This window comes from Pseudonocardia sp. OZ21 (genome assembly GCF_059359135.1).
In genome coordinates this window covers 35,382-48,777 of sequence record NZ_JCADBN010000024.1, presented here as the reverse complement: position 1 = coordinate 48,777, position 13,396 = coordinate 35,382, and the positions used below count along the sequence as shown (strand labels likewise).

Here is a 13,396-nt window from a genome sequence, read left to right as displayed (position 1 = left end):
CCAGGGCACTAACATCGACCTCGTGCACCAGGTGCCTTCCGCGCGTCGTGGCGTCCGCGTCGTCGACCCCGACCAGGTGTGCGACGCCACCGCCGTCCTCGCCGACGGCGAGCAGCTCCAGCAGGCAGCAGTCGTGCTCGACGCGCTCGGCGACGTGCACCGCCTGAGCATCCTGCTCGCGCTGCACCATGCCGGTGACCTGTGCGTCTCCGACCTGGCGTTCGCGGTCGGGATGAGCGACAGCGCGGTGTCGCACGCCCTGCGGCTGCTGCGGGCGCACGGGATGGTCGCCGCGCATCGTGAGGGCAGGCTCGTCCGGTACCACGTGGTCGTCGGGCTCACCACGCGGCTGCTCGACGTGGTGTCCGAGGGCGTCGTGGGCGACGTCGTGCTGCACGCGCACGGCCGCGCGGGAGCGCATCTCGACGTCGTGGCCGTGCCGCAGGACTGACGTCCGGCTGCGCCCGTGGGGTCGACAGGCGCGGGTGCCCCGGCAGTGGCACGATGACCACGGAGGCGGACGAAGGGCCAACGGCCGGGCCACCGCTCAGCGTCAGCACCGCCGGGTGCCGGCGCCGTCGCGGCCAACGAGGGAGTTCCCGTGGCAGATCCGCACCGCGCGGAGGAGCCTGTTCTCATCACCGATGCCGCTCGTTCCTACGAGGAAGAGCTGGCCACGCGCAAACGTCGCTACAAGATCATGATGGGGTTGCGCATCCCCTGCATGGTGCTCGCAGCCGTCTTCTACTCGATCCCGTGGCTGGCGGTGACACTGCTCGTGCTGTCCATCCCGCTGCCATGGATCGCCGTCCTGATCGCCAACGACCGACTGCCTCTCAAGGCCGAGCCCGTCAACCGCTACCAGGCCGAGCGGCCCCAGATCGAGCCACGCGACCACCCGGTCATCGAGGGCTGACCGCGGCCGGCCCGGGCGGCCGCCCGCCCAGGCGGCCCACCGCGGTGGCGGCCGCCGCGCACCCCGCGCGCAAGGCCTCCGCCGGGCTCGCCCCGCGCAGCCGGGCGACGAGCAGGCCGGCATCGAACGCGTCGCCCGCCCCGGTCGGGTCGACCACGTCGACCGCCGGTGCGGGAGCGTCGACGCGACCGTGGCGATCCACCCAGCGGGCTCCGCGGGGTCCGTCCGTGACGGCCACCGCGCCGTCCGGGCCGGTCTCCGCCAGCAGGTCCGGCTCCGAACCGCCGAGGGCGGCGAGCTCGTCGGCGTTGGGCAGGAGCAGGTCGACGCCGCGCACCCAGTGCCGGAACTCCTCGGTGAGCGCGGGCGCCGCCTGCGGGTCGACCGACGTGCTCAGCCCGGCCTCGCGGGCCGCGGCGAGCGCCGCGAGCCCGGCGCCCCGGGAGGACGGCCCCAGCAGCACGTAGCCGGACAGGTGCAGGTGGTCGGCGCCGTCGAGCGCGGGCAGGTCGGCGGGTTCGAGCCGGCCCGCCGCGCCCCGGTCGGACAGCATCGTGCGCTCGGCACCGTCCAGGAGCACCACGACGGTGCAGGTCGGCTCGTCGGGGTCGACGGTCAGCGCCGGGAGCACCCCCGCCGTGGCCAGGTCGGCCGCGGCGGCGCGGCCCGGTGCGTCGTCGCCCACCCGCGCCACCAGTGTGACCTCCGCACCGAGGTACGCGAGCCACGCGGCGGTGTTGGCCCCGGCGCCCCCGGCGGCCGTCCGGATCCGGGCCACGACGTCAGCGCCGCGAACCGCGGGCTCGGACGGTGCGACGAGCACGTCGACCGCGACGTCGCCGACCACCACCACGCGCGGCCTGCGCCCGCCGCTCACGATGGCTGGGCCGCGTCGGCGAGCGCCACGGCGACCTGCGCGGCCAGTTCGGCGTTGGCCCGCACGAGCGCGAGGTTGGTGCGCAGGCTCGCCCCGCCGCTGGCGGCGTGGAAGTGCTCCAGCAGCGCCGGTGTGACGTCCTTGCCGGTGATGCCGCGCCGGGCCACCAGCGCCATGCCCTCGTCGAGCAGCCGGTCGTGCACCACGGCGTCGAGCTCGTCGGCGGCCGGGACCGGCTGCGCCAGCACCATTCCCGCGGGGGAGCCGAGCGAGCGGTGGGCCCGCCACACGGCGGCGGCCTCCACCGGGGTCTCCACCCGCCACGGCACGGGATGCCCGGAGTCGCGCCGGTAGAAGCCGGGAAACGCATCGGTGCGGTAGCCGAGCACCGGTACCGATCCGGTCTCGAGCACCTCGAGCGTCGCGGGCACGTCGAGGATCGACTTCACCCCGGAGCACACGACGAGCACGCCGGTGACCGCGAGCGCGGCGAGGTCGGCGGAGACGTCCCAGCTGTCGCGGGCCCCGCGGTGCACGCCCCCGAGGCCTCCGGTGGCGAACAGCGGCACCCCGACCGCGCGGGCCAGCGCGGCCGTCGCCGCCACGGTCGTCGCGCCGTCGCGGCCGAGGCCGACGGCCACTCCGAGGTCGCGCACCGACAGCTTGACCAGGCCGCCGCCGCAGACCCGGTCCAGCTCGGCGGGGGAGAGCCCGACCCGGGGCACCCCGTCGAGGACGGCGACGGTGGCCGGCACCGCACCGTGGGCCCGGACGGCGGCCTCCAGATCGTCGGCGGCGGCACGGTTCTGTGGACTGGGCAACCCGTGCGCGAGCAGGGTGCTCTCCAGCGCGACGACGGGACGCCCGGCCGCCACGGCGGTGGCGACCTCCTCGGACATCACGGTCGGTGCGGGAGGGAGCTGGGCGTGCGAGGAGACGGGAACGGGCACGTGCGGCATCATGGACGACATGGCCACCCAGGTGCTGCCCGACGTCGAGACCCGCCCAGAGGGCACCGACACCACGGGCAACGACGAGCCCAAGATGTTCCACTACGTGAAGAAGAACAAGATCGCGGAGAGCGCCGTGCTGGGCAACATGGTGGTGGCGCTCTGCGGCGAGACGTTCCCGGTCACGCGATCCCCGAAGCCTGGTTCGCCCGTCTGCCCGGACTGCAAGAAGATCTACGAGGGGCTGCGCCCCGGTAGCGACGCCTGAGCGGCTGACCAGTGGGCAAGGTGCCGGTGCGCAGGGTCCTGCGCGGATGGCTGTACGACCGCCTGGTGGCCGGGATGACCACGGACTGGTACCGCGAGGTACTGGTCCGGCTGCCGGACGGGGCACGTCTCCTCGACGTCGGGATCGGCACGGGTGCCGCGCTCGCCCGCTGCGCCGATGTCGTACGCGCCAAGCGGCTCGACATCGTCGGCCTCGACATCGACGCCGACTACCTCGAGCGGTGTCGCACCGAGATGGCCAACGCGAACCTGACGGCTCAGGTGGCGCCGGTGCTGTCGTCGGTCTACGACCACGAGGGCGGTCCGTACGACGCGGCGTACTTCAGCGCCAGCCTGATGCTGCTGCCCGACCCCGTGGCGGCCATCGCGCACGTGGCGGCGCAGCTCACGCCGGAGGGGCGGGTGTTCGCCACCCAGACCTTCCACCACCGCCGCTCGGCGCTGCTGGAGCGGGCGAAGCCGCTCGTCCGGCACTTCACGACGATCGAGTTCGGGCGGGTGACCTACGAGGACGAGTTCCGCCGGGCGTTCGCGGATGCCGGGGTCGAGCTGATGGAGCTCACCACCATGAGTGGCACGCGGCGCTCGTCGTACCGGCTGGCGGTGGCCCGGGTCGGCGACCACGGCGACGGGCGGGGCTGCTCGGCGGCGTAGGGCTCGGCCTAGCGTTGGTTCCATGAGTGCTTCGGAGCAGTCGACGGCCGCGCTGAGCGGCACCCGGGTCCTGGTGACCGGTGGCACGAGCGGCCTGGGCCGGGCGATGGCTCAGGCGCTCGTGCAGGCGGGTGCCCGGGTGGCGGTGACCAGCCGCGACGCGCAACGGGCCCAGGCCACCGCCGCGGAGCTGGGCGCCGGCGCCGCGGGGGTCGGGCTCGACGTCCGCGACCCCGGCTCGGTGTCGGCGGCGGTCGATCGCGCCTATGCGGTGCTGAACGGGCTGGACCTGCTGGTCAACAACGCCGGGATCGGGATGCGGACCGTCAACCCGCGGTTCGTCACCGATCCGCAGCCGTTCTGGGACGTGACCCCCGCCGGCTTCCGCGACGTGCTGGAGACCAAGGCGACCGGAACGTTTCTGGTCGCCCGGGCGGTGGTGCCGCGGATGCTGGACGCCGGCGCCGGCCGGATCGTCACGATCTCCATGAACGAGCAGACGATGACCCGCCGCGGCTTCGTGCCCTACGGCCCCTCCGGTGCCGCCGTGGAGGCGCTGGCCAGGGTGATGGCCGCCGACCTGGCCGGCACCGCGGTCACGTCCAACATGCTGCTGCCCGGTGGGGCGACCGCCACCGGGATGATCCCCGCCGGGACGGCGGACGAGCTCCGGGGCCACCTGCTCGACCCGTCGGTCATGGGGGCGCCGATCGTGTGGCTCGCGTCCCCGGACGCCGCCGGGGTCCACGACCAGCGGATCGTCGCCCGCGACTTCGAGGAGTGGCTGGCGGCGCGCGAGAAGGGGAACCCCTGAGGGGTGGTGGCCCCGTCGCGCGCCCGGCCGGGAACTCTGCGCGGCTTCCGTTCGTGGTCCGGACATGGGGGAGAAAAGGGGCGTGCGCGCGCTGGCCGAGCAGCAGGTGCGTGCGGGGGCAGGCGGCTGGGTCCGCCGCCCGGCGGGGAACGGTGAGGTCGACATCGCCTACCTTCGCCCGCGACGGCAGGGCGGGACACCGATCGTGCTCGTGCCCGGCGGCCCCGGGGTGGCGTCCGCCCTGCCCTACCGGGCGCTGCGCCGCCGAGCCGTGAAGCGCGGCCTCGATGTGATCATGATGGAGCACCGGGGGGTCGGGCTCTCCCGCAGCGACATCACCGGCGCCGACCTGGCGATCGAGGCCGTCACCGCCGAAGCGGCGGCCGACGACCTCGCGGCCGTACTCGACGCGACCGGCGTCGACCAGGCCGTCGTCTACGGCAGCTCCTACGGCACCCACCTCGCGCAGCTGTTCGGCGTGCGGCATCCCGGACGGATCGCGGGGATGGTGCTCGACTCCCCGATGCTGTCCGCGGTGGACGACGTCGCAACGATCCGTGCCTTCCGCCGCGACCTCCTGTGGAAGGGCACCGGCCGGGCCGCCGGGCTGTTCCGCGAGCTGCTCGACGCGGAGCAGGTCCCGGTCCCGGAAGCGAGCCACGTCGTGCAGGTCGTGTACGAGTTCGCCGGGCCCGAGGTCCTCGAACGGCTGCTCGCCGCCCGGCTGGCGGGGCGGGCCCTGCGCACCTGGCGGCGCATCGCCGAGCTGGGGGCCGGGGAGATCGAGGGGCCGGGCACGCGGTTCGTGATGGAGCCGGATCTCGTCGCGGGCATCACCCACGGCGAGCTCGGCTACGGCGAGGCCCCGGACGGCCTCCCGCTCGACCCGCAGGAACTGTTCGCCCACTACACGGCCGACACGCCGCCGTTCACGGGCGAGCGCGTCGACCTGCCGGCGGCGCTGCCGCACTTCGCCTGGCCCACGGCGATCGTGTCGGGCGAGCGCGACCTGCGCACACCCCGGCCGATCGCCGAGCGGATCGTCGAGCTGATCCCGGGCGCCGTGCTCGTGCCGCTCCCGGATCTCGGGCACAGCGCGATGGACACCCACCAGCTCGCCGCGCTCAACGTCGCCCACGTCCTGGCCGCGGGCGGTCTGGAACGGCTGCCGGATCTCACGCCCCGGATCGCGGCACTCCCGCGCAGGGGCGCGTCGGGCAAGGTCGGCCCCCTCATCCGGGCCGCCCTCGCGCTCGAACTCGCCCTGCCCGCTCGCCGGCAGGGCTAGAGCGGGTCCCGGGTCAGCGCTGCAACACGTACTCCCCGGGGGCGGGGGCCACCGCGTGCAGCCCGCGCCCGCCGAGCTCGGGTGGAGCGTCCCGGACCGGGCCGCTGCGCTCGCCGAGCCACGCCAGGTGGTCGGACCACCAGGAGCCGGGCACCGGCCGCGCAGCGGCGAGCCAGCGTTCGGCGGCAGGCGGTGTGGTGTCCGCGACGCGGAACCCCGCGGCGGGCGTGCCGGGCGGGCCGATCACCGAGGCGGTGGAGCCGCTCGTGGCCAGCACGAACCGGGTGGTGCCCCCGAGCAGCCCGGTGGTGCGGTAGCAGGATCTCCACACCGCCGAGTGGCCACCCAGGGCGGCCACCACGTACGCGTCGCTGTCGACCTTCGAGAGGTCGACGGCCGTGCCGAGCATGCCGGCCACCCCCGGGGTGGCGAGGGCGTTGCCCAGGGCGACGGCCACCAGATCGCGATGCAGGCCCGCGGGCAGGCGCACGGTGTCGGCGAGCCAGAACAGGTCCTCGGACGCCGGGGGCGCCTGGCCGCACAGGTAGTTGTGCACCCAGTACGGCCAGACGAGGTCGTTCGGGTGCGCCCAGGCGTGGGCCTCGACCAGCGCGGCGCCGTCGAGATGACCCCGGCGCTGCGACGCGGCCACAGCCGCCTCGGCCGCCTGTCGGGCGGCCGGGGAGGGCGGGGCGTCGGCCTCCTCCCGGTCGAGCGCGGCGACCACGAAGGTCACCGACGCCACCCGCTCCTGCGCGCCGATCGCGGCGAGATGCGCCAGCAGCATCGCCGTGACCGTCCCGCCCGATGAGCTGAAGGCCATCAGCGACGTGCGGTGGGTGCGGGTGATGTGCTCGCACGCGTCCATCGCGTCGAGGACGGCCTGCCCGTAGGTGTCGAGATCCCAGGAGGAGTGCTCGGGGCCGGGGTTGCGCCAGGACAGGAGGAACACCTGCTGGCCGCCGCGGACGAGGTGCTCGACGACGCTGTGGTCGGGCGCGAGGTCGGCCAGGTAGTACCGGGTGGCCATCGGCGGCACCACGAGCAGCGGGAGGTCGCGTACCTCCTCCGTCTGCGGCAGGTACTGGATCAGCTCGAACACGGGCGTGCGGAGCACGACCGCGCCCGGCGTCGCGGCGACGTCGGTGCCGACCTCGAACGCGCCGGGCTCGGCGGTGGCCGGCAGCCGTGGTGGCGAGCCGAGATCGCCGACGAAACGCGCCGCCCCGCGGACGATGCTCGCCCCACCGGTGCCGAGCGCGGAGCGCCACGCGAGCGGGTTGAGCGGTGTGTTGCTGGGGGCGAGTGCGTCGGCGAGGGTGCCGACGGCCGAGCGGACGCGCTCGTCGTCGGGGCCGTCGAGCTCGGCGTCGGCGATGAGCTCGGACACCGTGGCGCCTGCCGCCAGGTGGGTCTGCACGATCCGGCGCAGCAGGGGGTGGTCCCACCCGGGATCGGTGTACCGCAGGTCCTGCGGAGCGGGGGCCAGCGACGAGCGGCCCAGCCCGATCCGGGCCAGCTCGACGGCGAGGCCCGTGCCCCGCCGGGCCACGGTCAGTGGCCTGCCGGCCAGCGCCGCCGCCAGCCGCGCCGCGGGCGCGAGCGGGAGCACCCGGCCCAGCGGGCCGATGGGGCTGCCGGTGAGCAGTAGCTCGAGCCCGAGTGCGGCCTCGGCGGCATCGAGGCCTGCGCCGCCTGAGCCGCGACCGCCCGGGTGCCCGCTCGTCATCTGCACTCCTCCGTGGCTCCGCCGTCCTGAACCACACCGCCCACTCTGCACCCTGTCACCCGGGCTGCTCCGGCACTCTGCCCGCCGGGTCCCTCGAGCGGCTCCCGGCAGCATGGGCGGGCCGGGGCTCCGAGGGCAAGTCGGGTGTCCGCACGCCGCCGGCGCAGTGTCCGGAGGGGCCACCGGGGCCCTTCGGATCCCGGTCCGCGAAGTTCGTCGGAGGTCATCGCGCACACAGGATGGACCACCCGACACGCCGCTCCCGCGGGTGCGGGGCATGGCGGGCCACACGACCCCGCCCGGTTACCCTGACCATGACCGCCGGCGGCCCAGGACCCGCCGCGATCCCGCCCCCGGGGCCCGCGCCGACGCGGGGCTCGCGCACGGGCCGGATCCCGAGCACCAGCATGCGCGACGTTGAGGGAGATGTGTGTCCCAGGCCCAGCAGATCGCTCCTTCATCGCGTCCGCTCCGGGCCTGGCAGCGCAGCGCACTCGCCCGGTACCTGGCGGGCGCGCCCCGCGATTTCCTCGCGGTCGCGACCCCCGGCGCGGGCAAGACGGCGTTCGCACTGCGGGTCGCCTCGGAGCTGCTGGCCGACCGGGTGATCGACTCCATCACCGTCGTCACCCCCACCGAGCACCTCAAGCACCAGTGGTCCGGGGCCGCCGCCCAGGTCGGCCTGGCCATCGACCCCGACTTCCGCAACTCGACCGGCGGCACGTCCTCGGACTACACCGGCATCGCCGTCACCTACGCCGGTGTGGCCGCCCAGCCGTTGCTGCACCAGGCGCGCACGGAGAACCGCCGCACGCTCGTGATCCTCGACGAGGTGCACCACGCGGGCGACGCCCGCTCGTGGGGCGACGCGGTCAAAGAGGCGTTCGACCCGGCCGTCCGCCGGCTGACGCTCACCGGCACCCCGTTCCGCAGCGACGACAACCCCATCCCGTTCGTCGACTACCTGCCCGACGCCGAGGGAGCCCTGCGCAGCCGGGCCGACCACTCCTACGGCTACGCGGAGGCGCTCGCCGACGGCGTCGTGCGGCCGGTGGTCTTCATGGCCTACTCGGGCCTGTCGAGCTGGCGCACCAGCGCGGGGGAGGAGATCACCGCGCGGCTCGGCGAGCCGATGACGGCCGAACAGACGGCGCGCGCGTGGCGCACCGCGCTGGACCCCGGCGGCGAGTGGATCCCCGCCGTGCTGGCCGCCGCGGACAAGCGGCTCACCGGGCACCGCGCCGGCGGGATGCCCGACGCCGGCGGCCTGGTGATCGCCTCCGACCAGACCACCGCCCGCGCCTACGCCGCCATCCTCACCGAGGTGACGGGCACCGCCCCCGTCGTGGTGCTGTCCGACGAGCCCGGCGCGTCCGCACGGATCGCCCGGTTCTCCGATTCGGAGGACCGCTGGATGGTGGCCGTGCGGATGGTGAGCGAGGGCGTGGACGTGCCGCGGCTCGCGGTCGGCGTCTACGCCACCAGCGCGTCCACACCGCTGTTCTTCGCCCAGGCCGTCGGCCGGTTCGTCCGGTCGCGGCGGCCGGGGGAGACGGCCTCGGTGTTCGTGCCGAGTGTCCCCGTGCTGCTGGGCCTGGCGAGTGAGCTGGAGGCCCAGCGCGACCACGTGCTCGGCAAGCCCCACCGCGCCGACGAGCAGTGGGACGACGAACTGCTCGCCCAGGCGCAGCGGCAGGAGGACGAGCCGGGGGAGGACGAGAAGTCGTTCACCGCGCTGGGCGCGCAGGCCGAGCTCGACCAGCTGATCTACGAGGGCAGGTCGTTCTCCGCCGACGAGGAGGACTACCTCGGGCTGCCCGGGCTGCTCGAGCCCGACCAGGTGCGCACCCTGCTCAGCCAGCGGCAGAAGGAGTGGCTGAGCCGCTCGAAGAGCAAGGCGCCCGCCGCGCAGGCTCCCGTGGCACCCGAGCCGCCTGCCGCCCGGCCGCAGCTGTCGGTCCGGGAGCGGCTGGGGGCACTCCGCAAGGAGCTCAACACGCTGGTGGCGTTGCACCACCACCGGACGAACAAGCCGCACGGCATGATCCACAACGAGCTCCGCACGCTCTGCGGCGGGCCGCCCACCGCGATGGCCAGCATCGAACAGCTCGAGGAGCGGATCGCCACCCTGCGATCCTGGCGCTGACGAGTCCCTGGGGCTGACGAGCCCGGGAAGGGCCGGACATGACAGCGGGGCGGAGACCGAAGGTCTCCGCCCCGCTCTGGGTCCGGTTGGGGTAAGGGCCGGCTGCGCCGGCCCCCGTCAACTGCCCGACTGCACGTCGATCTCCATTTCGCGGAGCTTGTCTGCGTGAGCCCGTGCGTGGTGACCGCAGAACAGCAACTCGCCGCCCGACGGCAACACGGCACGAACCTTCGCGGCCGCTCCACACCTGTCACAGCGGTCAGCGGCGGTCAACTCGGGCCGGGTCAGGGTTCCTGGCTGCATAGCGGTCTCCCTCCGTCTCGACGCCGGATAGCTCCGGCGCCGCTTGCTGCGACGACCGCTCGCGCGGTGCGTCCACACTCTCAGACGTACAGAACCCTGCACGTGTTCCCGGATCGGGCCGCAACGACCGTCACGTGACCGAGCGTGGTCGGTGAGTGGTCCTTGCGGTGGTGCTCCCCGGTGACAATCGCAGATTCAGTTGACTTGGAGTGAATGATGCGGCGCCCGCCGTGACACCGCAAGATGGCTTGTGTTAACAGTCTCGGCAGGGTGACTACGCTCCGCAACATGACGGTCAGTATGCGGGACCGGGTTCCGGCCCCCGCCCTGTTCGTCGTGGGCTCCACCTCGATGTATGTCGGTGCAGCCCTCGCTGTTGAGCTCTTCGCCCGATTGTCGCCGTCGGCAGTGGCGGTGTTACGCATGGTGGGCGCCGCCGCTGTGCTCATCGCCTGGCGGCGCCCCTCCCGCAGTGCGTGGCAGGGGCCCCGGTTCGTGCAGGCCGTGGCATTCGGACTGGCCACGGCGCTGATGAACATCGCCTTCTACGAGGCCATCGCCCGGATCCCGCTCGGCACGGCGGTGGCGTTGGAGTTCTGCGGACCGGTGGTGGTGGCAGCGGTGGCGTCGCGCAGGCCGCGCGATGTCTGTGCGGTGGTGCTGGCCACGGTCGGGGTGCTGCTCATCGTGGATGTCCGCTGGTCAGGCAGCCGGGCGGGGATGTTGTGGGCGCTTGCGGCCGCGGCGCTGTGGGCCGTCTACATCCTGCTCGGGAAGCGGTTGGCGACGGCGGGCAACGGTCTGGACGATCTTGCGGTGGGGTTCGTGGTGGCCTCCGTGGTGCTGTCACCGCTCCTGGTAGCCGGCGGTCCGGCAGCGGTGACCGCGCTGGCCGACCCCGCGGTTCTCGCGCTCGGACTCGGGCTGGGGGTGCTGTCGAGCGCGGTTCCGTACGTTCTGGACCAGATCGTGCTGCGGAGAGTCGGCCGGGCTCGTTTCGCGATCTTGCTGGCGCTCCTGCCGGTCACTGCCACAGCGGTCGGTCTGATCGCGTTACGGCAGGTCCCGGGCGTGCTGGAGGCCGTGGGGACGGCTGCGGTGATCGTTGCCGTCGCCCTCCGGACCCGCGAAGGGGATGAACCGGAGGCGTCGGCGCCACCCTAAAGCTGGTTACGGAGAGTGAATCGACGAACGGTCACAGACGGTGAGTGATTTGTACCGAATGGTGTGTTCGGCAGCCGAATGGATGATTCGGCTGCGACACGCCCGAGGATCGTCTGCGGCCCGTTGCGGCCTCCTGGAGCCGCCGGTGGACGGTGTCCCCGTTACCTGAACGTCATGTTCCGGCGGCCGGCCTGACACGCGCGGGAGATGACGTCTGTGAGACCGGTCGACCACGCCAGGAGCCAGGAGGCGCACCACGCCGGCGGTGCCTCGTGACCCTGGCTCAGAACAGGCGCGCCCCGGTCACCGGGTCGAAGCGGCCGTTCGGCAGGTCGGGAAGCCCGAGGCGGTCCTGCGCGCTCGGTGAGAGGAAGTCGGTGTCCCCGCCGTACTTCGGCTTCGTGATCCAGTTCGCGAAGACGTCGATGTCATCGGCGACGGCCCGCTCCGCGGCGGATCCGTGCGGGAACTTCTGCCTCTCACGTATGCGGTGTACCCGACGCCGAGCCAGTGGTCGGCGTCCCGCTGGTAGAACTCGGCGTGCCGCCTTCAGCGGACGCTCGACCTGCACGTGGAACTGCGCGTTGCCCTGCAGCGTCATCGGCGTGAGGTTCGCGCTCACCCCGGGGCCGCCGAGGTCGGCGTTCAACAGGTGCTCCTTGATGAAGCGCGTCCCGTACCGGCCGGTCAGCGCGTCGACCGCCGCCGAGCCGCCGGCGTTCAGGTCGTTGACGGCCGTGTTCTCGCGCGGACCGGGAACGGATCCGTACACACCGGGAGTGTCGATCCCGGGACCGAGCTCCACGAGCACGCTGCTCGCGCCGCGGTGAGGGTCGGAGGCGCCGAAGTGGACGCTCCAGATCCGCTGCTGGTCCACCGCGCGGGCCGGGACGCGTGTGTGTCCGGCCGCAGCGTGGGGACGCGCTGCACCGCTGTGCCCTGCTGCGTCGTCGCGTCGCCCCTGAGCAGGTCGGCCACCGCGCGGTTCCCACCGCGCGCTGCAGCATCAGGATCGCGTCCGGCCCTCGAACCGGCGGCGAGGGAGCGGCCCGGGCCGGGCCGGGGTGCCGGGCGCGGGCCTGCTCCAGCTGCTCGGCCGATCCGATGGCCGGTTGTTCGCCCGCATCTCGCTCCCAGGCTCTCACCGGTTGTCGCCAGGACATCGTGTCGACGAACCGGGACGGCCGGTGTACGACCGCACGGACAGCCGTGGGGGCAGCGCCCCTGCCCGGGAGGACACCGAGCGCCGGACGCCGTGGTCGCGCCGGCCCGTGTTCGCGAAGATCGGGGAGACGGCCGGCGCCACCGGATGCCGGACCGGCGTCGCCTACGGCCCGGAGCCGCGCATCGCCGGCCCGTCGGCCTGACCCGTCGTCGTACCTGTCCTCTCCCGCCCACGAACGCCTGGAGCACTCATGTCCCGAGGTGGATCCGGAATCCGCGAGATCGTCCTGCTCACCCTCGGCTGGGAGGACCTGCCCCGCGCCGTGTCGATCGAGGGCGCGCCTGCGCAGGAGCGGATGCGCGAGCCCGTCCCCGGGATCCTGCTGCACGCCGACGGCGGCTGGCTGCTGCTCGACACCGGCTTCAACACCGCGCTCCTGCACGACGCCGCGCTGCGCAGGCGCTTCCACGGCCGCCCCACGTACCGGGCGATCCTCCCGGGGCCGGGGGAGCCGCTGGAGGAGGCGCTCGCGCACGCCGGCATCGAGATCTCGGAGGTGCGCGCGGTCGGGCTCAGCCACCTGCATGTGGACCACGCGGGCGGCCTGCGGCACTTCACCGGCGTGCCGGTGCACTGCCAGCGCCGCGAGCTGGAGTTCGGGCTCACCGCCGAGGCCGAGCGGCACGCGATGTGCCGGGTCGACTACGACGATCCGGCCCACGACTGGCACCTGGCCGACGGCGACGTGGAGATCGCTCCCGGTGTCACCGCGGTGCTGACCGCCGGGCACACCCCGGGCCATCAGAGCTTCGTCGTGGACCTGGACGAGAGCGTCGGAGGCGGCGGCTTCGTCTTCGCGTTCGACGCCGCCGACCTCACCGAGAACATCGAGCAGGAGGTCTCGATCGGCGGGCGCGTGGACGCGACGCCGGAGGAGTGCATCGAGCAGGTCCGCAGGCTGAAGGCCATCGCGGCCGAGCGGGGCTACCCGCTGATCCCCGGCCACGACCCGGTCGTCTGGCCCGCGCTCACCAGCGAGCTGTCCACACGGTTCGGCCGGACGCCGGCCCGGTGAACGCGGCGCTCACACTGCGGCCACCGT

The 13,396-nt window shown here is 73.8% G+C and carries 15 protein-coding genes; 10 read left to right on the top strand and 5 right to left on the bottom strand.

Annotated features, from left to right (window positions below):
• Positions 1-22: 22 nt before the first annotated feature.
• Positions 23-451 carry an ArsR/SmtB family transcription factor gene (locus tag AC5L35_RS34350; RefSeq protein WP_495063915.1) on the top strand — a complete coding sequence of 143 codons (429 nt, stop codon included), beginning with the start codon at positions 23-25 and terminating at the stop codon, positions 449-451.
• 150 nt (positions 452-601) lie between these two features.
• Positions 602-916 (top strand): DUF3099 domain-containing protein, encoded by a 315-nt coding sequence (locus AC5L35_RS34345; protein WP_495063914.1) that lies wholly within the window; start codon positions 602-604, stop codon positions 914-916.
• Here the strand turns inward: AC5L35_RS34345 and AC5L35_RS34340 are convergent.
• Both AC5L35_RS34340 and AC5L35_RS34335 read right to left on the bottom strand, forming a co-directional pair.
• Positions 903-1,793, bottom strand: coding sequence for a carbohydrate kinase family protein (locus AC5L35_RS34340; RefSeq protein ID WP_495063913.1), 891 nt, complete (start codon positions 1,791-1,793; stop codon positions 903-905). The genes AC5L35_RS34345 and AC5L35_RS34340 overlap by 14 nt on opposite strands.
• Complete coding sequence (locus tag AC5L35_RS34335) at positions 1,790-2,752, bottom strand: pseudouridine-5'-phosphate glycosidase (protein ID WP_495063954.1); 963 nt, start codon at positions 2,750-2,752, stop codon at positions 1,790-1,792. Before AC5L35_RS34335 ends, AC5L35_RS34340 begins: the two co-directional genes overlap by 4 nt.
• Before the next feature lie 10 nt (positions 2,753-2,762).
• Here AC5L35_RS34335 and AC5L35_RS34330 point away from each other — a divergent pair, with 10 nt between their 5' ends.
• The 4 genes from AC5L35_RS34330 to AC5L35_RS34315 all read left to right on the top strand — a co-directional run bounded on the left by AC5L35_RS34330 (position 2,763) and on the right by AC5L35_RS34315 (position 5,787).
• The gene (locus tag AC5L35_RS34330; protein ID WP_169396440.1) at positions 2,763-3,011 is read left to right on the top strand and encodes a DUF3039 domain-containing protein; all 249 of its coding nucleotides are present in this window, start codon (positions 2,763-2,765) and stop codon (positions 3,009-3,011) included.
• Positions 3,012-3,037: 26 nt separating this feature from the next.
• Entirely contained in the window at positions 3,038-3,685 is a 648-nt protein-coding gene (locus tag AC5L35_RS34325; RefSeq protein WP_495063912.1) for a class I SAM-dependent methyltransferase, read from the top strand.
• Positions 3,686-3,707: 22 nt separating this feature from the next.
• Positions 3,708-4,499, top strand: coding sequence for an SDR family NAD(P)-dependent oxidoreductase (locus AC5L35_RS34320; protein ID WP_495063911.1), 792 nt, complete (start codon positions 3,708-3,710; stop codon positions 4,497-4,499).
• Positions 4,500-4,563: 64 nt separating this feature from the next.
• A complete protein-coding gene (locus AC5L35_RS34315; RefSeq protein WP_495063910.1) occupies positions 4,564-5,787 on the top strand; it encodes an alpha/beta fold hydrolase in 1,224 nt (407 codons plus the stop codon).
• A 13-nt stretch (positions 5,788-5,800) separates the two neighbouring features.
• Here the strand turns inward: AC5L35_RS34315 and AC5L35_RS34310 are convergent, their stop codons facing one another.
• Positions 5,801-7,516 (bottom strand): PHA/PHB synthase family protein, encoded by a 1,716-nt coding sequence (locus tag AC5L35_RS34310; protein WP_495063909.1) that lies wholly within the window; start codon positions 7,514-7,516, stop codon positions 5,801-5,803.
• Between the two features lie 430 nt (positions 7,517-7,946).
• On the opposite strand from AC5L35_RS34310, the gene AC5L35_RS34305 reads away from it, so the two are divergent.
• Positions 7,947-9,662 carry a DEAD/DEAH box helicase gene (locus AC5L35_RS34305; RefSeq protein WP_495063908.1) on the top strand — a complete coding sequence of 572 codons (1,716 nt, stop codon included), beginning with the start codon at positions 7,947-7,949 and terminating at the stop codon, positions 9,660-9,662.
• A 117-nt stretch (positions 9,663-9,779) separates the two neighbouring features.
• On the opposite strand, the gene AC5L35_RS34300 is transcribed toward AC5L35_RS34305, so the two are convergent.
• Entirely contained in the window at positions 9,780-9,965 is a 186-nt protein-coding gene (locus AC5L35_RS34300; RefSeq protein WP_169396434.1) for a DUF7455 domain-containing protein, read from the bottom strand.
• A 288-nt stretch (positions 9,966-10,253) separates the two neighbouring features.
• Here AC5L35_RS34300 and AC5L35_RS34295 point away from each other — a divergent pair, with 288 nt between their 5' ends.
• Positions 10,254-11,129: an EamA family transporter gene (locus tag AC5L35_RS34295; RefSeq protein WP_495063907.1), complete on the top strand. Its 876-nt coding sequence runs from the start codon at positions 10,254-10,256 to the stop codon at positions 11,127-11,129.
• Positions 11,130-11,412: 283 nt separating this feature from the next.
• Here AC5L35_RS34295 and AC5L35_RS34290 read toward each other — a convergent pair whose 3' ends face one another.
• Entirely contained in the window at positions 11,413-12,006 is a 594-nt protein-coding gene (locus AC5L35_RS34290; RefSeq protein ID WP_495063906.1) for a hypothetical protein, read from the bottom strand.
• Positions 12,007-12,316: 310 nt separating this feature from the next.
• Here AC5L35_RS34290 and AC5L35_RS34285 point away from each other — a divergent pair, with 310 nt between their 5' ends.
• Positions 12,317-12,496: a hypothetical protein gene (locus AC5L35_RS34285; RefSeq protein ID WP_495063905.1), complete on the top strand. Its 180-nt coding sequence runs from the start codon at positions 12,317-12,319 to the stop codon at positions 12,494-12,496.
• 48 nt (positions 12,497-12,544) lie between these two features.
• Positions 12,545-13,369, top strand: coding sequence for an N-acyl homoserine lactonase family protein (locus AC5L35_RS34280; protein ID WP_495063904.1), 825 nt, complete (start codon positions 12,545-12,547; stop codon positions 13,367-13,369).
• The last annotated feature ends 27 nt before the right edge of the window (positions 13,370-13,396 follow it).

Coding starts and splice junctions, on each gene's coding strand:
- AC5L35_RS34335 (WP_495063954.1), bottom strand. CDS start 2,752: ATGCCGCACGTGCCCGTTCCCGTCTCCTCGCACGCCCAGCTCCCTCCC.
- AC5L35_RS34330 (WP_169396440.1), top strand. CDS start 2,763: ATGGCCACCCAGGTGCTGCCCGACGTCGAGACCCGCCCAGAGGGCACC.
- AC5L35_RS34320 (WP_495063911.1), top strand. CDS start 3,708: ATGAGTGCTTCGGAGCAGTCGACGGCCGCGCTGAGCGGCACCCGGGTC.
- AC5L35_RS34315 (WP_495063910.1), top strand. CDS start 4,564: ATGGGGGAGAAAAGGGGCGTGCGCGCGCTGGCCGAGCAGCAGGTGCGT.
- AC5L35_RS34310 (WP_495063909.1), bottom strand. CDS start 7,516: ATGACGAGCGGGCACCCGGGCGGTCGCGGCTCAGGCGGCGCAGGCCTC.
- AC5L35_RS34300 (WP_169396434.1), bottom strand. CDS start 9,965: ATGCAGCCAGGAACCCTGACCCGGCCCGAGTTGACCGCCGCTGACCGC.
- AC5L35_RS34295 (WP_495063907.1), top strand. CDS start 10,254: ATGACGGTCAGTATGCGGGACCGGGTTCCGGCCCCCGCCCTGTTCGTC.
- AC5L35_RS34280 (WP_495063904.1), top strand. CDS start 12,545: ATGTCCCGAGGTGGATCCGGAATCCGCGAGATCGTCCTGCTCACCCTC.